The 24,292-nt window shown below is 65.4% G+C and carries 22 protein-coding genes and 1 pseudogene; 11 read left to right on the forward strand and 12 right to left on the reverse strand.

The window, feature by feature from the left end:
- Positions 1-39: 39 nt before the first annotated feature.
- From U8330_RS07285 to U8330_RS07305, 5 genes and pseudogenes are all read right to left on the reverse strand, one after another.
- Entirely contained in the window at positions 40-861 is an 822-nt protein-coding gene (locus U8330_RS07285; protein ID WP_323104508.1) for a carbohydrate ABC transporter permease, read from the reverse strand.
- On the reverse strand, positions 858-1,745 hold the full coding sequence (locus tag U8330_RS07290) for a sugar ABC transporter permease (protein ID WP_323104509.1): 888 nt from the start codon (positions 1,743-1,745) through the stop codon (positions 858-860). Before U8330_RS07290 ends, U8330_RS07285 begins: the two co-directional genes overlap by 4 nt.
- 103 nt (positions 1,746-1,848) lie before the next feature.
- Positions 1,849-3,177, reverse strand: a complete 1,329-nt coding sequence (locus tag U8330_RS07295) for an extracellular solute-binding protein (RefSeq protein ID WP_323104510.1) — start codon at positions 3,175-3,177, stop codon at positions 1,849-1,851.
- Positions 3,158-4,672, reverse strand: a pseudogene (locus U8330_RS07300) (putative N-acetylmannosamine-6-phosphate 2-epimerase). The gene U8330_RS07295 and the pseudogene U8330_RS07300 overlap by 20 nt, the downstream one beginning before the upstream one ends.
- Positions 4,673-4,810: 138 nt before the next feature.
- Entirely contained in the window at positions 4,811-5,557 is a 747-nt protein-coding gene (locus U8330_RS07305; protein WP_323104511.1) for a GntR family transcriptional regulator, read from the reverse strand.
- A 277-nt stretch (positions 5,558-5,834) separates the two neighbouring features.
- Here U8330_RS07305 and U8330_RS07310 point away from each other — a divergent pair, with 277 nt between their 5' ends.
- The 5 genes from U8330_RS07310 (at position 5,835) to U8330_RS07330 (ending at position 9,572) form a co-directional block, all read left to right on the forward strand.
- Positions 5,835-7,274 carry an Nramp family divalent metal transporter gene (locus U8330_RS07310; protein WP_323104512.1) on the forward strand — a complete coding sequence of 480 codons (1,440 nt, stop codon included), beginning with the start codon at positions 5,835-5,837 and terminating at the stop codon, positions 7,272-7,274.
- A gap of 125 nt (positions 7,275-7,399) precedes the next feature.
- Entirely contained in the window at positions 7,400-7,606 is a 207-nt protein-coding gene (locus tag U8330_RS07315) for a hypothetical protein (RefSeq protein WP_323104514.1), read from the forward strand.
- 144 nt (positions 7,607-7,750) lie between these two features.
- On the forward strand, positions 7,751-8,560 hold the full coding sequence (locus U8330_RS07320; RefSeq protein WP_323104515.1) for a mechanosensitive ion channel family protein: 810 nt from the start codon (positions 7,751-7,753) through the stop codon (positions 8,558-8,560).
- The gene (locus U8330_RS07325; RefSeq protein WP_323104516.1) at positions 8,557-9,114 is read left to right on the forward strand and encodes a metallophosphoesterase family protein; all 558 of its coding nucleotides are present in this window, start codon (positions 8,557-8,559) and stop codon (positions 9,112-9,114) included. Before U8330_RS07320 ends, U8330_RS07325 begins: the two co-directional genes overlap by 4 nt.
- 80 nt (positions 9,115-9,194) lie before the next feature.
- On the forward strand, positions 9,195-9,572 hold the full coding sequence (locus U8330_RS07330) for a PH domain-containing protein (protein WP_323104517.1): 378 nt from the start codon (positions 9,195-9,197) through the stop codon (positions 9,570-9,572).
- A gap of 110 nt (positions 9,573-9,682) precedes the next feature.
- On the opposite strand, the gene U8330_RS07335 is transcribed toward U8330_RS07330, so the two are convergent.
- Together U8330_RS07335 and U8330_RS07340 are read right to left on the reverse strand one after the other, a co-directional pair.
- On the reverse strand, positions 9,683-9,958 hold the full coding sequence (locus U8330_RS07335) for a hypothetical protein (RefSeq protein WP_323104518.1): 276 nt from the start codon (positions 9,956-9,958) through the stop codon (positions 9,683-9,685).
- A gap of 174 nt (positions 9,959-10,132) precedes the next feature.
- The gene (locus U8330_RS07340; RefSeq protein ID WP_323104519.1) at positions 10,133-10,858 is read right to left on the reverse strand and encodes a Crp/Fnr family transcriptional regulator; all 726 of its coding nucleotides are present in this window, start codon (positions 10,856-10,858) and stop codon (positions 10,133-10,135) included.
- A gap of 468 nt (positions 10,859-11,326) precedes the next feature.
- On the opposite strand from U8330_RS07340, the gene U8330_RS07345 reads away from it, so the two are divergent.
- The 4 genes from U8330_RS07345 to U8330_RS07360 all read left to right on the forward strand — a co-directional run bounded on the left by U8330_RS07345 (position 11,327) and on the right by U8330_RS07360 (position 16,376).
- Entirely contained in the window at positions 11,327-13,519 is a 2,193-nt protein-coding gene (locus tag U8330_RS07345) for an EAL domain-containing protein (RefSeq protein ID WP_323104520.1), read from the forward strand.
- Positions 13,520-13,754: 235 nt separating this feature from the next.
- Positions 13,755-15,176: a glucose-6-phosphate dehydrogenase gene (gene zwf, locus U8330_RS07350; RefSeq protein WP_416236908.1), complete on the forward strand. Its 1,422-nt coding sequence runs from the start codon at positions 13,755-13,757 to the stop codon at positions 15,174-15,176.
- Positions 15,177-15,209: 33 nt separating this feature from the next.
- Positions 15,210-16,181 (forward strand): lytic transglycosylase domain-containing protein, encoded by a 972-nt coding sequence (locus U8330_RS07355; protein WP_323104521.1) that lies wholly within the window; start codon positions 15,210-15,212, stop codon positions 16,179-16,181.
- A 33-nt stretch (positions 16,182-16,214) separates the two neighbouring features.
- Positions 16,215-16,376, forward strand: coding sequence for a hypothetical protein (locus U8330_RS07360; protein WP_323104522.1), 162 nt, complete (start codon positions 16,215-16,217; stop codon positions 16,374-16,376).
- Positions 16,377-16,380: 4 nt separating this feature from the next.
- Here the strand turns inward: U8330_RS07360 and U8330_RS07365 are convergent, their stop codons facing one another.
- From U8330_RS07365 to U8330_RS07380, 4 genes are all read right to left on the reverse strand, one after another.
- A complete protein-coding gene (locus tag U8330_RS07365; RefSeq protein ID WP_323104523.1) occupies positions 16,381-16,755 on the reverse strand; it encodes a hypothetical protein in 375 nt (124 codons plus the stop codon).
- A 45-nt stretch (positions 16,756-16,800) separates the two neighbouring features.
- Positions 16,801-17,346 (reverse strand): DUF4142 domain-containing protein, encoded by a 546-nt coding sequence (locus tag U8330_RS07370; protein WP_323104524.1) that lies wholly within the window; start codon positions 17,344-17,346, stop codon positions 16,801-16,803.
- Between the two features lie 192 nt (positions 17,347-17,538).
- Positions 17,539-17,760 (reverse strand): DUF3072 domain-containing protein, encoded by a 222-nt coding sequence (locus tag U8330_RS07375; protein ID WP_323104525.1) that lies wholly within the window; start codon positions 17,758-17,760, stop codon positions 17,539-17,541.
- A gap of 134 nt (positions 17,761-17,894) precedes the next feature.
- Positions 17,895-20,417, reverse strand: a complete 2,523-nt coding sequence (locus U8330_RS07380) for a methyl-accepting chemotaxis protein (RefSeq protein WP_323104526.1) — start codon at positions 20,415-20,417, stop codon at positions 17,895-17,897.
- A gap of 336 nt (positions 20,418-20,753) precedes the next feature.
- Here U8330_RS07380 and U8330_RS07385 point away from each other — a divergent pair, with 336 nt between their 5' ends.
- Complete coding sequence (locus tag U8330_RS07385; protein ID WP_323104527.1) at positions 20,754-22,238, forward strand: S10 family peptidase; 1,485 nt, start codon at positions 20,754-20,756, stop codon at positions 22,236-22,238.
- A gap of 280 nt (positions 22,239-22,518) precedes the next feature.
- Positions 22,519-22,695, forward strand: coding sequence for a hypothetical protein (locus U8330_RS07390; protein WP_323104528.1), 177 nt, complete (start codon positions 22,519-22,521; stop codon positions 22,693-22,695).
- Positions 22,696-22,777: 82 nt separating this feature from the next.
- On the opposite strand, the gene U8330_RS07395 is transcribed toward U8330_RS07390, so the two are convergent.
- Positions 22,778-24,283, reverse strand: a complete 1,506-nt coding sequence (locus U8330_RS07395; RefSeq protein WP_323104529.1) for a tripartite tricarboxylate transporter permease — start codon at positions 24,281-24,283, stop codon at positions 22,778-22,780.
- Positions 24,284-24,292 lie beyond the last annotated feature (9 nt).

The following is a 24,292-nucleotide window of genomic DNA, read 5'->3' on the forward strand; positions in this document are numbered from 1 at the left end:
TCGTTTTGTTTACGGATGGAATTTCTGTTCCAGCGCCTGTCAGCCCTTGACCGCACCTGCGGTCATGGAGCCGCTGATCTGGCGGTACATGATGAGCCCGAGCAGCACGGGCGGCAGGGCGCCGACGATCATCACCGCGGACGCGACCCCCCACTGCACGCCGCCGCCGCTGGCCGCGAAGAAGAAGGACGCGCCGACGGTGATCGGCACGGCCTTTGAGGTCGTCAGCATCAGGCCGAAGAGGAATTCGTTCCAGGCGGTGATGAAGCCGAAGATCAGGCCGGTCACGATCGCCGGGCGGCAGAGCGGCGTGATGATGCGGACGAGGATCTGGGTGCGGCTCGCGCCGTCCACCAGCGCCGCCTCGTCCAGTTCCAGGGGAAGATCGCGGATGGCATTGACGAGGATGACGAGCGCCAGCGGCAGGTTGACGATGGCAAGGATCAGCCCCAGGCCCAGCCGCGTGTCGAGCAGCGAGAGCCACTGGAACATCATATAGAGCGGGATGGCGAAGATCACCAAAGGCACTGCGCGCAGGTTGACGATGAAGGGCAGCAGCGTCCGCTCGCCGACCTTGCCGCGCGCGATCGCATAGGCTGCCGGTAGAGCCAAGGTCACGGCCAGCAGCGTGCCCATCAGCGCCGCTGCCATGCTGTTGGCAAGATAGAGAAAGATGTTCAGCCGATCGGAAACGGTAAAGACGGTGGCATAGTTTTCGAGCGTCGGCGCATAGACGAGCAGGCCGGGATTGGCGGTCAGCTCGCGCGGGCTCTTCAGCGAGGTGGAGAGGGTGACGAGGATCGGAAAGTTCATCGCGAAGGCAGCGAGCGCGAAGACGATCCAGCGGAGCGCGGTGATCATGAGCGAGCCTTTCTCCGGCGCGCAGCCAGCGCGTTCAGGCTGAAGAGGACGGCGAAGGAGAGCAGGAAGAGAAGAACGGAGGCCGCCACGGCCTTGCCGATCGCACCCTGCTTGAAGAAGGCCTCGTAGATATAGATCGAAAGCGAGGCGGTGGCACCGCCCGGTCCGCTGCCGGTCAGTACGTAGACGTTGTCGAAGACGCGGAAGCCGTCGATGAAGCGGATCAACAGGGCGATGCCGATCGTGGGCGCCATCAGCGGCAGCTCGATGGCGCGCAGCCTGTGCCAGGGACCGGCCCCATCCATGGCGGCCGCCTCGATGATCTCGCCGGGGATTGCCTGGTAGGCCATGTGGAACAGCAGGAAGGCGAACGGCGTCCACTGCAGCGTTTCCACCACGACAAGCGTCCAGAAGGCCGACTCGGGACCGAGGAAAGAGAGGCTCAGCCGGAACCACTCCCACAGATAATAGGGGACCGGGCCCGCGAACTCATGCAGCACCAGGCGGTACATGAGGCCGATCAGCGCCGGTGCCACCATCAGCGGCAGCATGAGGATGGCGATGAGCCAGCTGCGCTTCTTGAGGAGCGGCGCCAGGAAGATGGCCAGGAAGAGCCCGAGCCCGCATTCGAGCGCCGCCGTCAGCGCACCGAAGCGCAGCGAGAACCATCCGGCCCGCCAGAAGGCGGCATCGTTCCACACAGCGGCGAAGTTCTCGAAACCGGAGAGCGTCGGGCTGCGCAGGGTCTCGAAGGTGACCGCGGACACCGAGTAGACGAGATTGACGAGCGCAGGAAAGCCCAGGAACAGGATGAGGAAGACCACCAGAGGCAGCGACAGCAGGCGGAATTCGGTCGCCGTCTTGGCGTCGGTGCGTGAGGTCATCGCGTCTGTCCATGCACGGATGGGAGCGCCGGCGGTGTGGCTGCGTCCTATCGGTTTTGCGGAGGAAAGGCCGGCGACGGATCGGGCGCCGCCGGCCTCAGCCTTACTTCAGGAGCTCGGTCATGCCCTTTTCGGTGTTTGCCAGCGCGTCGTCGAGCGATTGCTGGCCCGACCAGTAGCCGGTGAACTCCTTGGCCTGCAGTTCATAGACAGACAGGGCCTTGGCCGAGGTGCCGCCGTTCATGACATAGCCGTACTGGCCGGCGAATTCACCGAGCTTGACCAGATCCGGCCGCTCGGTCGCGACCTCCTTGACCACCTCGGGCGTCAACGCCGGCGCGCCGCTGTTGCGCGCATAGGCGAGCGCGGCTTCCTTGGAAGAGAGCCAGGCGATGAAGGCCTTCGCGCCTTCCTTGTTTTCTGCATTCTTGTTGAGCCCGAAGCCGAGGCCGTGAATATGGGTGAAACGGCCTTCCGGCCCGGCGGGAGGAGCAACCGTTTCGGTCACTTCGGCCACGGTCGGCGACTTCTCCTTCGAGGTCAGGTCGGCAGCGGCCGCGTTCCACTGCACCATGGCAGCGACCTGCCCGGCAGCATAGGCGGCATTGGCTTCGGCGAACTCGTAGGACAGCGAGTCGCGCGGCGAGGCGCCGGCATCGTAGAGCATTTTGTAGGTCTCGAGCCCCTTGCGGTAGGCGTCGGAATTGACCGTGACCTTGCCGCTCTCATCCATCCAGTTGCCGCCATAGGCGCGGGGCAGGGACTGGAAGACCATCATGTTGAACAGCAGGTTCTTCAGCTGCAGGACGGTGCCGTAGCGGGTCGGGCTGTCGGGGTTGACGGCCTGGCTGAAATAGAGCGCTGTCGCGGCATAATCGTCCCAGGTCCAGCTGTCCGGCGCCTTGGGCTCCATCTTCTTGCCGAGATATTTTTCCGAAATCTCCGCATAGCGCGTCTTGGCGGTCGCATCGCCCATCAGCGTGTCGATCAGATCCTTGCGGTAGTAGAGGAAGTGCATGGAGAGATCGGTCGGTACGCCATATTGCTTGCCGTCGAACTGCATGGTCTTCAGCACGGCATCGCCATAGACGCCGGAGGCTTCGCCGGACAGCTCGACCGGCTCCATGAAGGGCGCGTAGCGGCCGATCGAATAGGTGGCGAGAAGGTTGACGTCGAAGGCTTTCGAGCCGGCGGCAAGATCGGCCTGCAGCTTGTCCCAGAAACCGTCGCGGTTGAAGAACAGGAGCTCGACCTTGTTTTCGGCCGTAACGTCGGGCTTGGCATTGTAGAGATCGGCGGCTGCGCGCAGCGCGGTCTCTTCCGGTCCGCCCGGCCAGCCGAGCACGGTGACCTTGGCGGAGGCAGGGCTGGCAAGCAGGCTTGCGAGCGCCAGTGCCAAGAGGCCGCCGGTCTTAAAGCGTTGAATGGTCATGGTCGTTCTCCCTCTTTGTGATTGTGGTGAAACTCTCGTTGCGCGCCAGCGCGGCGATGCCGATCACGCCTGCCTTGTCCGCAAGCGCCGCAGGCAGCAGCCGTGGGGTCAGGCGCGGGGGCAGGGGCGAAAGCAGGGCGCGGAGCCGGTCGAGATAGCCAGGCGCAAGCCCGATGCCGCCGCCGATGACGATGCAGGGCGGATCGATCGCCAGGTGAATGTTGCGCAGAAGCGTGGCGGCGCGCCGCGCCGAGGTCTCGACGATCCGCTCCGCCCAGTCCGCCCCTTCATTCGCGGCCGAAAAGACGTCGCGGGCGCTGGCGCCCGGCAGATGCGTCTGCGCCGCATCGGCGATGAACCGGCCGGAAACGCCATCCTCCAGCGTCCCATCCGCGCCTGCCGTGCGAAACTGGCCGAAATGACCGGCGAGCCCGCCCAAGAGCCTGCCGTTCAGCACGATGCCGCCGCCGATGCCGGTGGAAATGGTCAAAAAAACGAGATCGCCGCCCTGGCCTGCGCCGAAGCGGCTTTCGCCCCAGGCGGCCGCCTGCGCGTCGTTGGCGGCGGAGACCCGATCCGTTCCGGCAAGCGCCGCTATGGTTTCAACGAGCGGAAACCGGTCCGGAATGTCGAGCGTCCGGCGGTTGAGCGCCGACCAGCATCCATCGTCGACGATCCCCGTCACCGCAACTCCGACGGCCGTGTATCGGCCGCGCCACTCCTTAATCGCGGCGAAAAGCGCGGCGAGCCAGCCGGCGGGGTCGCCGGTCTGCGGCGTCGCCAGCACCTGCGTGGCGCGCACGTCCCGGCCATCGACAAGTGCCGCCAGCATCTTCGTGCCGCCGATGTCGAGTGCCAGGATAGTCTCGCCCGTTTCCATGAATCAGCCTTCCTGCGTGACGGCGTCGAGCGCCGTGCGGAACCAGGCGGTGACATGTTCCGGCCGGGTGATGGCGGAGCCGACGACGACCATGGACGCCCCCGCCTGGCGGGCCAGCGCTGCGAGCGCCGGCGTGCGGATGTTGCCTTCGGCCACCACATGCGGCGTCAGCCGGCGCATGGCGGCGACGAGCGCCAGATCGGGCTCGGTCGGTTCGGTCGGGCCGGTATAGCCGGCAAGCGTCGAGCCGACGACATCCGCACCCTCCGCCAGCGCCTGTTCGGCATCTGCGAGAACCGCGCAATCGGCCATGGCCAACCGGCCGCGGGCGTGAATGGCGGCGACCAGGGCGGCGGTTTCGACCGGGCGGAGGCGCTGCGTGGCGTCATAGGCGATCAGATCGGCGCCGGCATCGGCGAGCGCCTCGACATCGGAGAGCAGCGGGGTAATGCGGACCGGGCTGTCGTCGAGATCGCGTTTGACGAGGCCGATGATCGGCCGGTCCGTCGCTGCCCGCACCGCGGCGACATAGGGCGCGGATTCGATCCTGAGCGCCGTCGCGCCGCCATCGAGCGCGGCGAGCGCGAAGCCGACCACCATCTCCGCCCGGTCCATCGCCCCGCCTTTGACCGGCTGGCAGGAGACGATCAGTCCCTTGTCGAGTGTTGAAAGGTCCAGGGCCACGCGCAATCTCCTTCGTTCGGGAGAAGGTTAGCAAAACCAAACCGGACTGCAACAGGAATTAAACTGGTATTATCGTATGAGCTCGATGACGAAATCATAGACATCGCCGCGATAGCGCGTTTCGGTGAACTCGACGATCTGCCCGTCGGCGAGGAAACAGCGCCGCTCCATGACCAGCAAAGCGGCATCATCCGGGGCCGAGAGCAGGCGCTTCTCCTCCGGCGTGCCGGGTTTGGCCTGCATGCGCTGCAGGGCGCGCACGGGCAGAGCGCCGGCCGCATCGAGATAGAGATAGAGCGAATCGCCGATCTCCTGCGGGTCGGGCACGAAGCGGGCCGGCAGGGTCGCGGTTTCGATGGCGATCGGCATGCCATCGGCGGTGCGCAGCCGCCGCAGCCGCACCACCCGCTCGCTTCCCGATATGCCGAGCGCCATCATTTCAGACGGCGAAGGCCTTGCGATCTCACGCGAAAGCCAGGTGCCGCCCGGCTCCATGCCGCGCGAACGAATGTCTTCGGAAAAGCTGGTCATGGTGGAGAGCGACTTTTCGAGCCGGGAGGACAGCACGGTCTTCGCCCCATGCCGGCGATCGAGAAAACCGTCCGCGACCAAGACGTCCAGCGCCTTGCGAACCGTGACGCGCGAGATGCCGAGCGTGGTGCTGAGCACACGCTCGCTGGGAAGGGCCGCCCCACGACGAATGAGCGAGGCTGCGAAAGCCTGCTTGAGCGCCTGCTCCAAGCGCCGGTAGAGCGGCTCGTTGCTCGGCCCGGAAAGGGTATCGGCGAGGAAGGCGAGGATCGGCTGGTCCGTCATGCGGCGGCATCTTCGTGGATCGAGACGTGAAAAAATTTTCGCTGATGTTAAACTGGTATGGTATGGGCGCAACTGGTTTCTGCGGCTTGACCCGCGTCTGTGCCCGGCTTGGTTCGTTTGAACCCTTATCCTCCAATTTACGGTTGCCGCCACGTCTTCTCCTGCCGGAGCGCAGCCCTAGCTTGAACGATGCGAACGGCTTTCCGCAACCCGGCGGGCCGGCGGGACGGCGCGTCGCCGCGCCTGCCGCCGCACGATCCGTTCGACTGGAGGACAGATGCGTTTTGAACCCTCGAAGTCCGGCCGATCGGCGGCCGATCGCTTTCCCACCCATGTGCTCGGACGCCCGCAGGTGCGCGACCTGCCCGCCCCGCCGGAGAAGACCCTGCGCATCATCGGCCCCGGCGTCGTCGCGGCCGGCGTCGGTCTCGCCTCGGGCGAATTCATCCTTTACCCCTACATCGCCAGCCAGGTCGGCCTGGTCTTCGTCTGGGCGGCGCTGGTCGGCGTCATGACGCAGTTCTTCCTGAACATGGAGATCGAGCGCTACACGCTGGCGACGGGCGAAACCGCGCTCACCGGCTTCAGCCGCTTCTGGCGCCATTGGGGCCTTGTCTTCGCGCTGATGACCTATTGCGCCAATCTTTGGCCCGGATGGGCCACGAGCTCGGCGACGCTGATCAGCTACATGACCGGCGGGGAGCCGCGCTGGATCGCGATCGGCATGCTCCTGGCCATCGGACTGATCCTGACGCTGGCGCCCGTCGTCTATGTGATGCTGGAACGCATGCAGATGGTGAAGGTGGCGGCCGTCGGCCTGCTGATCGTCGTCAGCGCCGTCTTCGTCATCACGGCCGATCATTGGGCGAGCCTGCCGCAGATCGCCACCAGCGCCACCATTCCCTTCGACCTCGGCTTTGCGCTTCTGCTCGGTGCGCTGGCCTTTGCCGGCGCCGGCGGCGGGCAGAACCTCGTCCAGTCGAACTGGATCCGCGACAAGGGTTTCGGCATGGGCAGCTATGTGCCGCGCATCGTCAGCCCCGTCACCGGCGAACCCGAGGCCGCGCCTTCGACCGGTTATGTTTTCGAGCCGACGCCCGAGAACATGGCGCGCTGGCAGCGTTGGTGGCGGTTCGCCAATCTCGAGCAATTGCTGACCTTCGTCCTCATCACCTTCATCACCATCACTTTCACCTCGCTGCTCGCCTATGCGACGGTCTATGGCGAGTCCGATCTTGCCAATTCGATCGCCTTCGTTGAACGCGAAGGACAGGTGATGGCAGAGCGGGTCGGCAGCTGGTTCGGGGCGCTGTTCTGGTTCATCGGCGCCTTCTCGCTGTTCGCCGCCGCCACCGGCATCGTCGACTATACGAGCCGGCTCGCCGCAGACGTGCTGCGCACCGCCTATTTCCGCGACAAGAACGAGAGCCGCATCTACTTCCTGCTTGTCTGGGGCTTGGTGATCGTCGGCATCCTCGTCCTGCTCGCGGGTCTGACCCAGCCGCTGGTGCTGCTCGTCATTTCCGCCTGCGTCGGCGGCACGATGATGGTCATCTACGCGCTGCTGCTCCTGAAGCTGAACCGGCAGGTGCTGGCGCCCGAAATCCGGCCGAGCGGCGGGCGCGTGGCGGCCCTGATCTGGGCCTTCCTGCTGTTCGGCGTTCTGTCCGTCATCACCATTGCCCAGCAACTGCCGAAGCTCTGGGGCGCAGGCTAGGGGTAAGGGTTGGCCCCTTTAAACACAGAAGGCGCGACAGCGTTCGCGTCTTCTTTCCCATCTCCTGCGGCAGCAAGCTTCGGGTCAGGAATCCTGCTTACCAATGCGGTCCTGATTTGGAGTGAATGACATTGGTTTCAGACGATATTTTCATGAAGTCCTGGGCCATCGCCGCACGTCACCTGGCGAGGGGCCAGCGCGATCCGACGCTGATGATTGCCGATGCCATTGCGCAGGAACGTGGCCTGCCTGTAACCCTTCCCGACCCCGCACCGCGCCAGACCGTCACCATCGAAGACCCAGCTCCGCTGCGCGCCGCCAACGAGGCCTGATCGGCCAACCCTGTCTTGATCGGGGAACGAGCGCGACGCGCGGGAAGGGCGCAGCCGCCTGCGCGCGTGTGCACTGCACGCGCTTTTCTTGGAACGACTGCCCTCCTGAACGGTTTTCCCGGCTGAATCAACCGGAGACCCTTTATGGACAGCCAGGCCGCCAACGCCCTCGTCGCGACCCGCACCGCGCTCAGCCAGATCACCGCGCTCGCGGTGCAATATAGTTTCTCGATCCTGGGCGCGATCATCCTCGTCGTGCTGGGCTGGTTCCTGTCGCGGCTCATCAGCCGCTGGGCCTATGAGGGCATCTCCAAGATCCACGGCATCGACATCACGCTCGCGCAGTTCTTCTCGAACGTGATCCGCTATGCCCTGCTGATGCTGGTCTTCGTCACCGTGCTCGGCCAGTTCGGCGTCCAGACTGCCTCGATCGTCGCCGCCCTCGGCGCCGCCGGTCTCGCCATCGGCTTGGCGCTGCAGGGCACGCTGCAAAACATCGCGGCCGGCATCATGCTGCTGGTCCTCCGCCCGCTGCGCGTCGGCGAATATATCGAGACCAGCAGCGTCAAGGGCCGGGTCATGGATGTCGGGCTTTTTGCGACCGAACTGCGCACCGCCGATGGTCTCTACCTCATGGCGCCGAATTCGAGCCTGTGGAACACGCCGATCATCAACCACAGCCGCATGCCCGATCGCCGCCAGACGCTGACGATCGCGGTGGCCAATGATGCGGATCGTGCCCAAGTGAAAGCGGCACTCCTGGAGATCATCAAGGGCGATTCGCGCGTTCAGGCAAACCCGGAGCCGCGGGTCTATACGGACGATGTCACCGCCGACAAGGTGACCTTCGTCGTCGAATACTGGGCGCGCACGGCGGAATGGTCGAGCACCCGTCACGATCTGGCCGACAGCATCCGCGATCGCCTGCAGACCATGGGCATCGCGCTGAAATGAGCCTCGGCGAGGTGCCGCGAACCTTCTTCACGGCCGACACGCATTTCGGCGATCCGCGCGTGCTGCGGATCGACCGCAGACCTTTCGCGAGCGTGGCCGACCATGATGCGGCCTTGAAGAGGGCCTGGAACGATTCCGTGGGGCCGAATGACACCGTCTGGCATCTGGGCGACGTCCTGCGCCCCCAGGCCGGCTCCTGCGCCGATCTGCTTGCGAGCCTGAACGGTCGAAAACACCTGATCGTCGGCAACAATGACCCGGCCGGCACGGTGGAGGCCGAGGGGTGGGACAGCGTTCAGGCCTATGCCGAGCTCACGCTCGACGGCCAGTTGCTGATCCTCTGCCACTACGCGTTCAGGACCTGGAACCAGATGGGCCGCCGCTCGATCAACCTGCATGGTCACTCGCATGGGAGGCTGAAGTCGGTGACCCGCCAATTCGATGTCGGCGTCGATGCACAAGGCCTGCGCCCTGTCACGCTGCAGGAGATCCTGGCGCGGGCCGCGGCGCGGACGAGGCGCATGGGAGCGACCAGCGCGCCCACGAAGTTTTGACCTCACGGCCAACCTCCGGCTCTGGACGTATGGCCATCCCAGCCCAATCTGTCCTGCAGGTGAAACGATGAGGTCAGCCGATGGGACTGCTTGACGGACTGATGGGACACGGCGGGGAGGTCGATCCACGAGACCTCGCCAAGCGGCTGGATGGGGTGCTGATCGAGGGCGAGCAGGTGAGCCTTGCCTTCAAGATCATCCGCGACTTCTTCGTCTTCACCCAATACCGGATGATCCTCGTCGATATCCAAGGCATGACCGGCAGCAAGGTCGACTACACGACCATCCCCTACCGTGCCATCACCCGGTTCTCGGTCGAAACCGCCGGCACCTTCGATCTCGACAGCGAGCTGAAGATCTGGCTGTCGGGAAGCGCCCAGCCGATCGCCAAGACGCTTCGGAAGGGAAGCGACGTGCGCGGGATCCAGCGGGCGCTGGCACAGGGGCTGGCGCGATAGCGTCGATCTAGAGCATTGCTGGCGATCACCGGATCACCTGCGATGCTCTATGTCTTTGTTCTGGCCGGATTGTCCGACGCCGAAGCGATCACGCTTCGGCTGGGAATGCTCTATCTTTCGCCGCCGGTGGAGCGTTCCTCACGCACGATGCGCTGCATGACGGTGAGAAGCGTATGGTGCAGCTCGGCAGCATCCTGTTCGTCGCGGCGAATGGGATGGGTTTTCGAGAGCAGAATCTCGCTTTGAACGCGCGCAGCAAGCGCCTGCACGGCGGTCTGGCATGGATAGAAGCGGGCTGCCATCTGCTCGATGCGGATTGACAGGCCCTCTCTCTCATCCTGTGGTGGAACACGCAGCGGGGGGCTGCGCTTCGGGGACGGTGACATGGTGACTGCCTTTTCGGAGCTCTTACCGCAATCGAGACTTTGCTCAGATGCTCCGTTCGTCAAGGCAAGGCTGAAAAGGGTACAGAAGCGTACGACGTCACAGCGGCCGTGCAGCGCGCGGCTGCGCGCATGGTAGAGATCCGCGAGAGGGGGGCGGCGAGGGGCTGCGAAGGCTCAGCTGGACGCAGGCGGGCGGAAGCCGATCAATCGCTTGTATTCCTGTTCCGGCAGGCCGTAGCAGGCGCCGGCGATCGATTCCAGCCGTGCGCGATCCGTGATGCGGATGTTGCCGCGGGTCGCACGTATGGCCTTGACCCCTTCGATCACATGCAGCTCGTTGGTCACGCCGGAGCGGCGCACGCCGAGCATCAGCGAGAGGAACTCATGCGTGATCGGCAGATCGTCGCCGGTGATGCGGTCGTGGCACATCAGCAGGCGGCGGGCGAGACGTTCATGCATGGTGTAGCGCGCATTGGCGAGCGCCGAATGGGCAAGCTGCACCTCGCAGCAATGAACATAGTTCATGAACAGCGCATTGACCGCAGGGTCGTCCAACAGCCGCATCAGGTCGGGAACCGGCACCCGGATGCCGTGCCCGGCAACCTGCATGAAGGTGCGGTTTGGCGTGCGGTCGACGCGCAGCAGGCTGTGCCCGCCGCTCATGCCTTCATAGCCGATATGCCCGACCTCGATGTCCTCTCCATCCGCGCTGCCCGCCACCAGCGAGCAGAGACCGCTCTCGATGAAGATGACGTGGCTGTTGGCGACATTGGATTCGACGAGGCAGAACTTCAGCGGGAGGGCGATCGGCTCCATTGCGGGAAGCAGCGACGCAAAGGCCTCGACCGGCAGGGACCGGAGGAGATTGTTGCGAATGCTGTCCTGTGTGATCGGCGCCATGCCACCTCTCCGCCGGGGTAGAGCCCGGGCTCGAACCAGAGCATCGCTGCCCTGCGATTCCTGTCTTATGCGGTACTCTTACGGACTTCGCCACAGGGCCTTCACATGCGTACGTTTCTGACATTGAAGGAAGAATTGGCGCGGAGGTGTCTCTTTCCCCGGCTGTTGCCGACGGGGCGCAGGGCGTGTGCGAAATGCCGCGGAGGGGGATGGACAACCGACAGGCCTCGCCATCGAGCGGGCGGAACGCCGTCTCGACCCGGTGCAATCGCATGCGCGCGATGCAACTCGTCGTTCAGTAAGTAAAAATTATCCAAAACGCTGCTTCAGGGCGCAGTAAGCCCTAACTTTCCCAGCAATGCCCGGAATTTGCCCGCATGCGTCACCCTTTGTTGACAGACTTGCGCCTAACGTCCCTGCCGAGGAGCCTCCGTCCATTCCGGCCAGCGGAGGTTGAGGACAGGTCGCATGGTACTTCCCGATTTCGATACAAGACGGCGGCGTCGCGCCGTGCTTCTCGTGGCGGTGCTGTTCATTCTGGCCGGCAGCATCTTCGCCGCCATTGTCTTCCGTTCGGTCGACGCGATCAAGGATACTGCAAACCGGATCGATGATGAACGGGCAATCGATGCCACGGCCGCCGCGGTCGATGCCCTGCGCACGCAGCTCTACGGCATCCTGCATGACAACGCGACCTGGGACGGCGCTTACAAACATCTCAATTCGATCAACCGCAAATACTGGATCATCGACAACTGGACGGTGACCAGCGCGCAGAACGCGCTCTACGACACGGTGGTCGTGACGGATGCGCGCGGCAAGGTGATCGTGGCCTACAAGGATGGTGTCGAGTTCACCCAGTCCCCGAGCGCCTTCTTCGGCGCGGATTTCGACCGCATCGTCGGCGCGGCCAACCAGCGCAGCGGCAATGACCCCGCAGTGCCCGTTTACGCGGTCCGCTCGCAGGCCGGCCTTGCGCTTGTCGGCTCCTCGCAGATCCGCCCGGCCAGCGCCATGGCCACGACGAGGATCGAGGAGCGCAATCTCTATACGCTGACGATCGCCCGCCACCTCACGCCGCCGGTGGTGCAGAGCCTGTCGGAAAGCTTTCGCATCAGCGGCCTTCGCGTCAGCTACGCGCGGCAGGAGGGGCTTCTGAACGTGCCGCTCGTCGATCTCCGCGGCCACCCGGTCGCCTTTCTCAGCTGGCCGTCGAAACTGCCGGGCAGCCATGCCTTCGAGACCGTCAAGAGCCATCTGATCGTCGGCGCTGCGGTTCTGGTCGTCTTCCTGGCGGGGATCGGCCTTGCCGGGCTGGTGGCGGTGCGCAAGCTGCGCCAGGACGAAGCCTCGGCCCGCCACGCCGCGCTGCATGATCCTTTGACCGGGCTATGGAATCGCCGCGCCCTGATGGAGCATCTTGCCGATCTCGGCGAACATGGCGGCGAGGACGGCGGCGAGGGGTTGATCGAGCTCTGCCTGCTCGACCTCGACGGCTTCAAGCGCGTCAACGACTCCTGGGGCCATGCGGCCGGCGACGAGCTGATCGCCACCGTTGCCGGACGGTTGCAGGCCGGCCTGCCGGAGGGCGTCTTCATCGCCCGGCTCGGCGGCGACGAGTTTTCCATCGTCATTCACGGCGCCGAGCGTCCGGGCTCGGTCGCAGAGGATGTGCTCGCCGCAGCCACCGGCATCATCCACCTCGGCAGCCGGCAGATCCAGGTCGCGGGCAGCGTCGGCCATGCCTATGTGTCCGCCGACCGGCTGGACATTGGCGACCTGATGCGCGCGGCCGACGTGGCGCTCTATCACGCCAAGGATCTCGGCCGCGGCCGCGTGGTGACCTTCGACGGCGCACTCGACAAGATCCGCCGCGACACCATGGTCATGGAGCAGCACTTGCGCGCCACGCTGATGGGCGAGGGGATCGAGGTCCGCTACCAGCCGCTGGTCGGCGCCAGCGACCAGAAGATCTGCGGCGTCGAGGCGCTGGCGCGCTGGACCCGCTCTCCGCTCGGTACGATCACCCCGGACGTCTTCATCCCCGTCGCCGAGCGCGCCGGTTTGATCGACGAACTCGGCCTGCAGGTCCTGCGCCGCGCGATCGCCGAGATCGGCCGCTTCGAGAAGGTCGGGCTCTGTGTCAATGTCTCGCCCGTCCAGCTCCAGGACCATGCCTTTGCCGACAAGGTGGCCGCCATCATGCGCGCAGCGGCCTTCGATCCCTCGCGCCTCACGCTGGAAATCACCGAAGGCGTGCTGATCAACCATCCCGAGCAGGCCAGGCAGGCGATCGCCGCCTTGAAGGCGCTCGGCGTCTCGGTGGCGCTGGACGATTTCGGCAGCGGCTTCGCCAGCATCGGCGCCCTGCGCGAATTCGCCTTCGACCGGTTGAAGGTCGACAAGTCGCTCGTCGCCATGCTGGCGATGGACGAAAGCGCCGGCCCGGTTCTGCAGGCCACCATCGCCCTTGCCAATGCCATGGACATTGCCGTGACCGTCGAGGGGATCGAGACCGAACTCCAGGCGCGTGCCGCCCGGCTCTATGGCTGCGATGTCCTGCAGGGCTATCTCTTCAGCCGCCCGCTCACCAACGAGGAACTGACGGCCCGCTATTTTGGCCCGCCGCTCGCCATCTCGCTGCGCAAGGCCGGCGGCTGAGGGTCCTGCACCGGTCGCCCCTCATCTTGCGGCGCGGCCGCCCTATCTGCCCGCAGGCCGGCCTCGCGGACAGGCCGGCGGTGCAACAGAGGACATGATCGTGAGCGAGACACCGCAGACTGTTTCAACGACGGGCGAACCGGCTTCCCGCAGTGCGCTCGGCGCGCTCCAGGCGGCACCGCCGGCGACGCTGGTCATCTTCGGCGCAACCGGCGACCTCACGCGCCGCCTGCTGATGCCGGCACTCGTCAACATGGAGCGGGAGGGCCTGCTTGACGCCCGCACCACGGTGCTCGGCATCGGAAAGGACGATGGCGACGACGAGACGCTGCGCAGCAGCCTCGAAGCCTTCCAGGCCGCCCATGGCGCACCTGCCAAGGCCGCAGCGCAAGATGACACCGAGCGAACCGCCGCCTGGGCGCGGCTGCGCCCGCGGATCCGCTATATCTCCGGCGACTTTACCGCCGATGCGATCTACGAGACCCTGAAGACGGAGCTGACGGGCAATGCGGTCTTCTATCTCGCGGTTCCGCCGCGCTTCTTCGGAGACATCGTCGAGAAGCTGGCCGATCATGGCCTGATGGAAGAGGGCCAGGACGTCTTTCGCCGGGTGGCGATCGAAAAGCCCTTTGGCCACGATCTCGCCTCCGCCCGGGCGCTCAATCAGCGCATTCTGGCCCGCATCCGGGAGACGCAGGTCTTCCGGCTCGATCATTTCCTCGGCAAGGAAACCGTGCAGAACATCATGACGCTGCGCTTTGCGAACATGATGATCGAGAAGCTCTGGACGAGCGACAGCATCGACCATGTGCAGATCACCGCGGCCGAAACGGTGGATGTCGGCACGCGCGGCAGCTTCTACGACGCCACCGGCGCGCTGCGCGATATGGTGCCGAACCATCTGTTCCAGATCCTGGCGCTCGTCGCCATGGAGCCGCCGATCGCCTTCGACGCCGAGGCGGTGCGGGACGAGAAGGCCAAGGTGCTGCGCGCCATCCGCCAGTACAGCCTGGAGGAGGCAAAGCAGAACGGCGTGCGTGGCGCCTATACGGCCGGAACCCTGGCCGGTCGGGACGTGCCTGCCTATCGCGATACCGCAGATGTCGCGCCGGACAGCCGGACAGAGACCTATGCGGGCCTGAAGCTGATGGTCGACACCTGGCGCTGGGCCGGCGTGCCCTTCTACCTGCGCACGGGCAAGGCGCTTGCGGTGCGGGATACGGAAGTGATCGTCACCTTCAAGCCGGTGCCCTTTGCCCAGTTTCCGCGCCTGCGCGACGCGCATCTGCCGCCGAACCGGGTGGTGATCCAGATCCAGCCGGATGAGGGGATCAGCATGGACATGCTGATCAAGCGGCCGGGCCTCGGCGTTGCGGTCGAGCCGGCGGTCATGGCCTTCCGCTATGCCGAACGCTTCAATATCAGCCGGCTGAACGGCTACGAGACCCTGCTCTACGATATATTTTCCGGCGACCAGACGCTGTTCCAGCGGGCGGACGCCGTGGAGGCCGGCTGGCGCGCGGTTCAGCCCTTCCTCGATGCCTGGAGCCAGGACGGCGAGCCGCAGCCCTATGCCCCCGGCTCCCTCGGCCCCGACGACGCGGCTGCCCTGCTTGAGCGCGACGGCCTCAGCTGGCACGACCTGATTACCCAATAGATGCTGCGCCGGGGACGAAAAGCACTGGTAGCGATGATGGGGCGGAGGGCAATGGGCGTGCCGAGCCCGTCCGCCTCTTCATTGCGTCCGCAGTGCCTCGCCGCCGGTGCTCTTGGTCTCGTCCTGGGCGCGCTGCCGATCCCGGCCCATGCGCAGGATGAGAAGACCCCCGTGCCCTGCCTTTATCAGGAACAGGGCGAGGCGCCGGGCCTCTGCATTCGCAAGGAAAGCTTCAATGCCGATCTCTGCGCGGCGATTGAGACCCTGGCTTTGCGCAATGCCGTGCCGCCCGATTATTTCGCCCGGCTCATCTGGCGGGAAAGCCTGTTCCGACCGGAAGCGATCAGTCCAAAGGGGGCGGAAGGGATTGCGCAGTTCATGCCCTCCACCGCCCGGCTGCGCGGGCTGGACAACAGTTTCGATGTCGTACAGGCGCTGTCGGCATCCGCTGCCTATCTCCAGGAGCTGAACCAACGCTTCGGCAATTTCGGCCTTGCCGCTGCGGCCTACAATGCCGGGGAGGCGGGGCTGCGGCGCTTCCTGTCGACGGGGCGCCTGCCGCTTGAAACGCAGGACTATGTTTTCGCCATCACCGGTCATCCCGCGGAAAGCTGGAAGACGAGTCCGCCCGAGCGGGCGGCGCCGCCGCTCGATGCGGCCAAGCCGTTTCAGCCGGCCTGCCTGGCGCTTGCCACCAGCCGCATCCTGCAGGAGCCCGTCCTGACCGGGACGGCCGACTGGGCGCCTTGGGGCGTGCAGCTAGCCGGCCACACCAATCCGGCCGTGGCCCTGCGGCTGTTCAACCGCGCCGTCCTGACCCTGCCGGCACCCTATAACAGCGAACGCGCCCTGATCACCCGCCAGCGGACGGGCAGCTTCGGGACGCGACCCCGCTATGCCGCGCGCATCGGCCGGGAAACGCGCAAGGAGGCCGACGCGCTCTGTACGATCGTGCGCAGGGCCGGCCAGGCCTGTATCGTGCTGCGCAATGGCCCGCGCCGCTGAGTCGTGTTGGGATGATCAGGAATTGGGGTTGAGATGAAAGACGACAACATCATCAAGTTCGAACGGCCGAAGCCGAAGAAGGCGCCGCGCCAGGTTTCCGCCGGCCAACGCAAGGCGCTGATCTGGCTCGCAGTCGTCCTCGTGCTGGCCGGCGTTTGGGCCTATTACCAGTACATCGCGCCGCCGACCCTTTGATCGTCTAGCGGGGCGTGAGCTTGGTGGTTGCTGCGAGCAGGAGCGCCAGCACGCCGATGATCAGCGTCACCCAGAAGGCGCCGTCCGCAAGTGGCGCGAAGGCGGCGATGAGCAGCATGACGAGCCCGAACACGGCATCGAGCATCAGATGCAGGGGCATGGGCAGCAGGCGGGCCAGCGACAGTTCGTACTGCGTGACCAGCGAATAGCCGATGCCGAACAGGCTAAGCAGGATGTAGAGACCGGAAAGGCTGCTGCTCAAGCCGAAGGCGAAGGGGATGCTCAGCACGAGGAGCGAAACCGCATAGTCGGCCACGCCGTGGAGCAGGGTCGGCACGACGCGCATCATGGCCTCGCGTGAGAGAGGGGAGGCCCTCATTCCCGGCGGCGCCGGGGATGAGGGCAAGGGAGCGAGGAGAAAGGTTTAGTCCTTATCGAGCTCGCGGGCCATCATCAGGTGATGCTCCAGTGCCGGCCGCGTCTTGGCCGCCCAGGCCTTCAGCTCGGCCTGCTCGCCTTCATTGCCGTAGCGGGTGAAGAGGTCGACCGCGCTTTCATGCGCCGTCACCTGGTCTTCCTGGTAGTCGTCGGAAAACTCTTCGCCGTCGCTTTCCTTCAGCTCGTCCAGCATGCCCTGCTGGGCGGAGGAGAGCTGCGGTGCCGGCATCTGCAGTCCGGCCTTGGTCGCCAGGTCCTTCAGCTCGCTGCTGGTCTTCTGATGGTCGTTGATCATCTGCTGCGCGTAAGCCTTGGTGCGCTCGTCGCCGCGCTCCAGGGCCAGCTTGCTGGATTCGATCTCGAACATGTCGCTGGCGGCAGCTTCCTTGATGAAGTCTTCCGTCTTCGGCGCAACGCCGAGAACGCTGTTCACACCGGTCTTTTCGGCAGCCGACTGGGCGAGCACGGGGCTTGCCAGCAGGGCGGCAGAAACGAGAGCGGCGGATGCGGTGGTGAGAAACAGGGTCTTCATGGGGGTCTCCAGGTTTGCGTCGCCCTCCCAACCGGGAAACGCCCTTCGGGTTCCCAATGGTCGTCGTGATCTTCCGGAAAACCTGCCCAGTTGAAGAAACCGCCGGCGCGACGGCGGTTGTTTGAAGGCGTCCCATGGCCAGACAGTGCCGCCCCGCCTCGAGCGGAGCGAGACTGCCCGTTCGTCACGGGTTTAGCCGAGATCCAGTTCCTGCTTCAGCGCATCGATCCGCTTGGAGGCTTCGGCCTTGGTCAGGTCGTCGGCGAATTGCTCCGGCTTGTGCGCCTGCTCGGACAGCGTCTTCAGATAGGAGCCCTGCGCACCGGTCATCGGCTCATCGCCGCTGACCCAATCATCGGGGTTCTTCTCGGTGTTTGAGGACTGGCTCTGCTCGCTCTGTGTCTGGGTGGTCATTCATCGTCTCCTTGTGATGTTCCCGAAACGTTCGACCGAGCGTTCTGTTCCGCGACGAATGTTCGTGCCGCAAAACGGAAGCACCGCGCCCTTGTGGAGCGCGGTGCGGAGGAGATGCGAAGCGGGGATGAAGGTCAGGCCGCGCGGCGGCTTGCTGGGCGTGTCTCCCCCTCCAACCGGAAACGGGAGAGCAGGGAGGAGAGGGCGGCAATGTCCTCGGCGAGCTGCTGCGTCGCCGCATTGGTTTCCTCCACCATGGCAGCGTTCTGCTGGGTCATGTGGTCGAGCTCGTTGACGGATCCGTTGACCGAGCCGAGCGAGGTCGACTGCTCCTGGCTGGATGCGGCAATCAGGTCGATCTGGGTGGCGATGCCGATGATCTCGCCGGCGATCTCGGTCAGCACGTCGCCGGTGTCCCGCACGAAGCGCGAGCCGACGGACACTTCTTCTGCGGACCGGCGGATGAGCTCGCCGATTTCCTTGGAGGCTTGGGTGGAGCGCTGGGCGAGGTCGCGCACCTCCTGCGCCACGACCGCGAAACCCTTGCCGGCCTCACCGGCACGGGCCGCCTCGACACCGGCGTTCAGCGCCAGCAGGTTGGTCTGGAAGGCGATCGTGTCGATCACGCCGATGATCTGGCCGATCTTCTGAGAGGCCTCGCTGATCCGGTCCATGGCGCCGACGGCGTTCTGAACGGTGACGGCCGAGGACTCGGCCCGCCCCTTGGTGCGCTGGACGATGCCGCGGACCTCGTGGGCGCGCGAGGCGGCGGTGCCGACCGTGACGGAGACCTCGTCGAGCGCGGCGGAGGTTTCCTCCAGCGCGGCCGCCTGTTTTTCCGTGCGATGGGCGAGATCCCCCACGGCACCCGCCATGTGGTTGCCATTGTCGTGGATGAGGCCGGTCAGCGTGTTCACCTCGCTCAGCGTCTCGCGCAGGCGAGCGACCGAAGCGTTGAAGTCGGCGCGGACGCGATCGAGATGCGGCGCGAAGGGCGTGTCGATCGTGAAGCTGATATCCCCATGCGAAAGGCGCGAGAGCGCGTCTGCGAGGGTGGCGACAGCGAATTCGGTTTCGCGGGCGGCAGCCTGGCGGTCGGCCTCATTGCGGTGGCGCTCGGCCTCGGCCTGCCGACGCTCCATCTCGGCGCGCTCTTCCATCGAGATCTTGGCGAGCGCGCTCTGCTTGAAGACGGAAAGCGCCCGTGCCATGTCGCCGATCTCGTCCGGCCGGCTTTCTCCGGTCACGGCGGTGTCGAGCGCACCGTCCGCCAGACGCCGCATCGCCGCGGTGATCTGCGAGATCGGCCCTTTGAGGGTGATGACGAGCACGCCGCCGGCCAGCATGGCGACCAGGATGCCGAGCAGGGTGGCGCCGATGGAGATCGTGTTGGCCTGTTCACGCTCGCTCCCGGCGCTCTGCTTCTGGCGCTCGGCGAAGTCGGCGAGTAGCCCCCACATGCCGTCGATCTCCTTGGCGGCGACATCGAACTCCGCCTGCTGGCGGGCGCGCTGATCGACGATCGCCATGGAATCGGCCTCGAGGGCCTTCAAGGCCGGTTCGGCCTGCGGCGGCAGCTCGGCCATTGCCTTCACGTCGGGCATGGCCTTGGCAAGGCCTTCGACTTCCTTGCGATAGGCATAAAGCCCCTGCTGGATGAGCTTGGCATTGGCCTCGGTCGGCGCGCCGCCGAGTTCGGCGAAACCGACGCGGATCTGGTTGGCATAGTTGACGATGGCGCGCAGCTTGTTGCCCACCTGGTCGGCCTTGCCGATCTGGCCTTCGGCAGCGGCGAGATCGCTCACCGACTTGCGCATGATATCGTCGGCAAAGGACTTCACTGCCCGCGCGGCGACGCGGATTTCGCCGATCATCGGCCCGAAGCTCGGTATGGCGGCCGGATCGGCCTTGACCTTGTCGGCCTCCGCCGCCACCGCTTCGACGGCCTTCTTCAGCCGGTCGACCGGCGGCGCAGCCGTTTTGCCGAGCGCCTTCGCCGTGGCGGCGACCGCCTCGTTCATGGCCGGTACGGCGACGAGGATTGCCTTGGCCTTGTCGGCGGGCGAGGGCACGGTGGACACCTGGCCGGCCAACAGCTCACCCTTGTCGGCGAGCGTCGTCAGCGCGAGCGCGGTGTTGAGACCGCCCTTGGCCGATTTCTCGACGGTCTTGGCACTGGCGAGCAATTGGAAGGCATGCTTGCCGATCGCCGACTGCACCACCATCAGCGCTTCCGTCTGGGCGGCGATATCGGCAGTGGTCCGCTCGCGGTCCTGCTGCAGGCTCCAGAGACGATCGATATTCTCGAACAGCGAGGTGGACTGGCTGACGGCCGTGTCGAGTTCGGCGACATCGGTCGTCGGGCGCATGGCCTCGGCCATCACCTTGAGGTCGCCGATCTGCGTCGTCAGCGTGGCGCGCGCCGCATCATAGGTCTGCGACGACGGCTCCATGAGAAAGCGCGACATGCCGGAATAGACCTGCTTGAAGCCGCTGAGGGCCTGCATCACGCTGTTGGAGATCTCGATGCGCCCCTGCAACTGACCCGACGCATAAAGCCCGGTCAGCCCGACGGCGCCGATGCTGAGAACGAAGGGCGTGACAAGAATCAGCACCTTCGTCTGGATTCGGATACGCGACATCAGGCGATCGATCATGAATAAAACTCCCCCAACGGCAAAAACGCCGGCACCATGTCCCGCTTGGCTCGCCTGCACCTTGGCAAAGTTCAATTAATAAGCGGTTGATTACGCTGTCCCGGCGCGCGTTGTTGTGCCGATCTGGCATTGTTGTTTCCGAGTTATGAAAGCGATGGACGAAAGACTGCTGAAGGCGAGTTGATCGGGTTCTTGCCGCTTCGCCCTCGACAGGGGCGGGGGGCTCCACCATGTCTGCGCCTGGCCCTGGAGGTCACTGCGGCGCGGTGGAGACCGCCAGTCTCAGCCGTCCGTCTCGGCACCTGCATCGTGCGCCAGACTTGAAGGAGTGTCCTCGTGTTCCGTCCCGTCCTCGTCCTGCTCGCCCTCCTGGCGCTGCCGCTCTCCGCTTCCGCACAGGAAACGAAGGCGGCGCCGAACGGCATCCTCGGGCTGGTTCCCGAGGACGTGTCGCGGGAGGGCCGTGTCACGGTAGAAGGCGCAACGCTCGCCTATACGGCGACCGTCGGTTCGCTCGATCTTTACGCCAGCACCGGCGAACAGACGGCGAAGATCGTCTACACCGCCTATTCCGCGAAGACGGCGCAGGGCACCGAGCGACCGATCACCTTCGCCTTCAACGGCGGTCCGGGCGCGGCATCGGCCTATCTGCACCTCGGCCTGGTCGGCCCGAAGATCCTCACCTTCGGCGCAGACGGAACGGACGGAACGCGACCGGTGCTGATCGACAATCCAGAGAGCTGGCTTGCCTTTACCGATCTCGTGCTGATCGATCCGGTCGGCACCGGCTGGAGTCGGGCCGCGAGCGCCGATGTTGCCAACAGTTTCTATGGCGTCCGCCAGGATGCCGAAAGCCTCGCCAAGGCGATCATGCTGTACACGCAGAAGGCTGGCCGGCTTTCCGCACCGAAATATCTGCTGGGCGAAAGCTATGGCGGTTTCCGCGCGGCGAAGGTTGCGGCAGCGCTGAAGGAGAACCAGGGCCTGCTGGTGTCCGGCATTCTGATGGTCTCGCCCTTCATCGAGGGGCGCTTCCTTGCCAATTCCGACGACCCCTTGAGCGCCGCCCTGCAGCTTCCCTCCATGGCCGCCGCAACGCTGGAGCGGACCGGCCGCTTCAGCGCGCCGGCGCTGGCGGAGGCCGAGCGTTTCGCAATGGGCGACTATCTCACCGGCCTCGCAACGCCGCCGCGGGAGCGAGAGGCAGCGGATGCGCTTTACAGCCAGGTTGCGACACTGACCGGCCTGCCGCCCGCCGATGTCGCGCGGGCACGTGGTTTCGTCGGCGAAATCTATGCCAAGCAGGCGGCCGGGCAGGGGCGCATCGTCAGCCCCTATGATGCGGCCTATTCCGTTCCCGACGCCTATCCGGAAGAGCCCGACGTCCGCAATGACGATCCGATGCTCGACGGCTACAGCCGCGCCTACGGCGCTGCCTTCAGCACCTATGCGCGCGATGCGCTCGGCGTTCGCACGGCGATGACCTATTCCCTGCTCAACACGGACGTGAACCGGCGGTGGGAGTGGAACGGCAGCCGCGGCGGCGATGGCCGCGCGCTGGCCGGCGCGTCCGGCGACCTGCGCGACCTTCTCTCCACCATCCCGGCCTTCCGCCTCATGATCGTGCATGGACGGACCGATGTGCTGACGCCCTATGGCGCCAGTCGCTATGTCATCGACCATCTGCCACCGGATCTCGCCGCCGGCCGCGCCCATCTGCACGTCTATCCCGGCGGTCACATGTTCTACACCGACGCAACCGCCCGCCGCGCCTTCACGGCGGATGCCAAGGCTTTCTACGAGGCCGGCACGGCTGAGTGAGGCAGCCTTCTGCGGTCTGTCGACGCAGGTCGATCGGTCGACGGGAGTGCAGGGACTAAGGATGACGGCCGGCCGGGACTGTCCTTGCGAGGACAACCTTTGGATGTTTCTTCGCTGCAATGGATGTCGTATTTCATCGACTTTCCATGAAGTCCGAATAGAAGCTGCAACCTCTGTACGGTAGTGGACGGTGTTCACGCTGGATGACAGGTGTTAACCTAGGTTAATGACCTCGGGCTGCATCCCTGATCGAATGCAGCTCTAACCGAAGGAGGTTCGGATGACGGACGAGAAGAAACCACGCCGCAAGCGCGGCGAGGCGGCCCTTGGCAATATCGACCGCACCAAGATCGTCGCCGGCGAGATCATCGACCAGCAGCGCACCCAGCGCGAAGCCAAGACCGAGCGCCTGCGTGCGCTCCGACTGGCCGCCGGCGAGGCCGGCCACCACGCCTGACGGCCTTCCGTCGCACACAGGCACCACACGGGAACGGGACGCCTTCGGGCGTCCCGTCGTCGTTTGAGGGTATCGGAAGGGATCAGCCTTCCTCCTGGAAGACCTCTTCGCGCTTGGCCTTCACGCTCGGCAGGAAGACGATGACGAGCACGGCGGCGGCAAGCAGCAGCAGGCCGGCGCTGATCGGGCGGGTGACGAAAGTGGACGGATCGCCGCGCGACAGGATCATGGCCCGGCGCAGGTTTTCCTCCAGAAGCGGACCCAGCACGAAGCCGAGCAGCAGCGGCGCCGGCTCGCAGCGCAGCTTGACGAGCAGATAGCCGATCAGCCCGAAGAAGGCGACCGAGTAGAGGTCGTAGACATTGCTGTTCACGCTGTAGACGCCGATCGAGCAGAAGGCCATGATGATCGGGAACAGCACGTAATAGGGCACGGTCAGCAGTTTCACCCAGAGCCCGATCAGCGGCAGGTTCAGGATCACCAGCATCAGATTGCCGATCCACATCGAGGCGATGATGCCCCAGAACAGCGCCGGCTGCTCGGTGGCGACATTGGGTCCGGGCACGATGCCTTGGATGATCATGGCGCCGACCATCAGCGCCATGACCGGATTGGCGGGAATGCCGAGCGTCAGGAGCGGGATGAAGGAGGTCTGCGCGCCGGCATTGTTGGCCGATTCCGGTCCGGCGACGCCTGCGATCGCACCGTGTCCGAACTCCTCCGGCCTTTTCGAGATCTTCTTCTCCACCGTATAGGAGGCGAAAGCGGCGAGGATGGCGCCACCGCCGGGCAGGATGCCGAGCGCCGAGCCGATGCCGGTGCCGCGCAAGACGGGGCCGATCATCTGGCGGAAATCGTCGCGTGAGGGCAGCAGGCCGCTGACCTTGCTGATCAGGAGGCTGCGCGTCATTTCGCCTTCCAGATTGCGCAGGATCTCGGCGATGCCGAACACACCGACGGCCAGCGCCACGAAGTTCAGCCCGTCTGAGAACTCGCGGATGCCGAGCGTGAAGCGCGGCGTGCCGGTGTAGATGTCCGTGCCGACCATGCCGAGAAGCAGGCCGAGACAGACCATGGCGAGCGCCTTGACGATCGAGCCATGGGCGAGCGCGATGGAAGAGACGAGACCGACGATCATCAGGGAGAAATATTCCGCCGCGCCGAACTGCAGCGCGACCGCCGTCAGCGGCGGCGCGAAGATCGCGACGAGGAAGGTGGACACCGTGCCGGCGAAGAAGGAGCCGAGCGCGGCAATGGCGAGGGCCGCGCCGGCACGACCCTTGCGGGCCATCTGGTAGCCGTCGATGGCGGTGACGGCCGAGGAGGATTCGCCCGGCATGTTGATGAGGATCGCGGTGGTCGAGCCGCCATATTGCGCGCCGTAATAGATGCCGGCCAGCATGATCAGCGAGGAGACCGGTTCGAGCTGGAAGGTGATCGGCAGCAGCATGGCGATGGTCGCCGTCGCGCCGATGCCGGGCAACACGCCGATCAGCGTCCCGAGCAGCACGCCGATCAGGCAGAAGAGCAGATTGGCCGGCGAGGCGGCGGTCGAAAAACCGAGCAGGAGATTGTTGAACAGTTCCATGAGGTCGAT

Source organism: Rhizobium sp. CC-YZS058 (genome assembly GCF_034720595.1).
In the GTDB taxonomy this organism is placed as follows: Bacteria; Pseudomonadota; Alphaproteobacteria; order Rhizobiales; family Rhizobiaceae; genus Ferranicluibacter.

What these genes read in the sequence shown, in the direction of transcription:
- zwf (WP_416236908.1), top strand. Translation starts at nt 13,755, where the DNA reads ATGCCGGCACTCGTCAACATGGAGCGGGAGGGCCTGCTTGACGCCCGC.
- U8330_RS07310 (WP_323104512.1), top strand. Translation starts at nt 5,835, where the DNA reads ATGCGTTTTGAACCCTCGAAGTCCGGCCGATCGGCGGCCGATCGCTTT.
- U8330_RS07320 (WP_323104515.1), top strand. Translation starts at nt 7,751, where the DNA reads ATGGACAGCCAGGCCGCCAACGCCCTCGTCGCGACCCGCACCGCGCTC.
- U8330_RS07390 (WP_323104528.1), top strand. Translation starts at nt 22,519, where the DNA reads ATGACGGACGAGAAGAAACCACGCCGCAAGCGCGGCGAGGCGGCCCTT.
- U8330_RS07365 (WP_323104523.1), bottom strand. Translation starts at nt 16,755, where the DNA reads ATGAGGGCCTCCCCTCTCTCACGCGAGGCCATGATGCGCGTCGTGCCG.
- U8330_RS07355 (WP_323104521.1), top strand. Translation starts at nt 15,210, where the DNA reads ATGATGGGGCGGAGGGCAATGGGCGTGCCGAGCCCGTCCGCCTCTTCA.
- U8330_RS07290 (WP_323104509.1), bottom strand. Translation starts at nt 1,745, where the DNA reads ATGACCTCACGCACCGACGCCAAGACGGCGACCGAATTCCGCCTGCTG.
- U8330_RS07315 (WP_323104514.1), top strand. Translation starts at nt 7,400, where the DNA reads ATGACATTGGTTTCAGACGATATTTTCATGAAGTCCTGGGCCATCGCC.
- U8330_RS07345 (WP_323104520.1), top strand. Translation starts at nt 11,327, where the DNA reads ATGGTACTTCCCGATTTCGATACAAGACGGCGGCGTCGCGCCGTGCTT.
- U8330_RS07335 (WP_323104518.1), bottom strand. Translation starts at nt 9,958, where the DNA reads ATGTCACCGTCCCCGAAGCGCAGCCCCCCGCTGCGTGTTCCACCACAG.
- U8330_RS07330 (WP_323104517.1), top strand. Translation starts at nt 9,195, where the DNA reads ATGGGACTGCTTGACGGACTGATGGGACACGGCGGGGAGGTCGATCCA.
- U8330_RS07295 (WP_323104510.1), bottom strand. Translation starts at nt 3,177, where the DNA reads ATGACCATTCAACGCTTTAAGACCGGCGGCCTCTTGGCACTGGCGCTC.
- U8330_RS07370 (WP_323104524.1), bottom strand. Translation starts at nt 17,346, where the DNA reads ATGAAGACCCTGTTTCTCACCACCGCATCCGCCGCTCTCGTTTCTGCC.
- U8330_RS07360 (WP_323104522.1), top strand. Translation starts at nt 16,215, where the DNA reads ATGAAAGACGACAACATCATCAAGTTCGAACGGCCGAAGCCGAAGAAG.
- U8330_RS07285 (WP_323104508.1), bottom strand. Translation starts at nt 861, where the DNA reads ATGATCACCGCGCTCCGCTGGATCGTCTTCGCGCTCGCTGCCTTCGCG.
- U8330_RS07380 (WP_323104526.1), bottom strand. Translation starts at nt 20,417, where the DNA reads ATGATCGATCGCCTGATGTCGCGTATCCGAATCCAGACGAAGGTGCTG.
- U8330_RS07305 (WP_323104511.1), bottom strand. Translation starts at nt 5,557, where the DNA reads ATGACGGACCAGCCGATCCTCGCCTTCCTCGCCGATACCCTTTCCGGG.
- U8330_RS07375 (WP_323104525.1), bottom strand. Translation starts at nt 17,760, where the DNA reads ATGACCACCCAGACACAGAGCGAGCAGAGCCAGTCCTCAAACACCGAG.
- U8330_RS07340 (WP_323104519.1), bottom strand. Translation starts at nt 10,858, where the DNA reads ATGGCGCCGATCACACAGGACAGCATTCGCAACAATCTCCTCCGGTCC.
- U8330_RS07395 (WP_323104529.1), bottom strand. Translation starts at nt 24,283, where the DNA reads ATGGAACTGTTCAACAATCTCCTGCTCGGTTTTTCGACCGCCGCCTCG.
- U8330_RS07325 (WP_323104516.1), top strand. Translation starts at nt 8,557, where the DNA reads ATGAGCCTCGGCGAGGTGCCGCGAACCTTCTTCACGGCCGACACGCAT.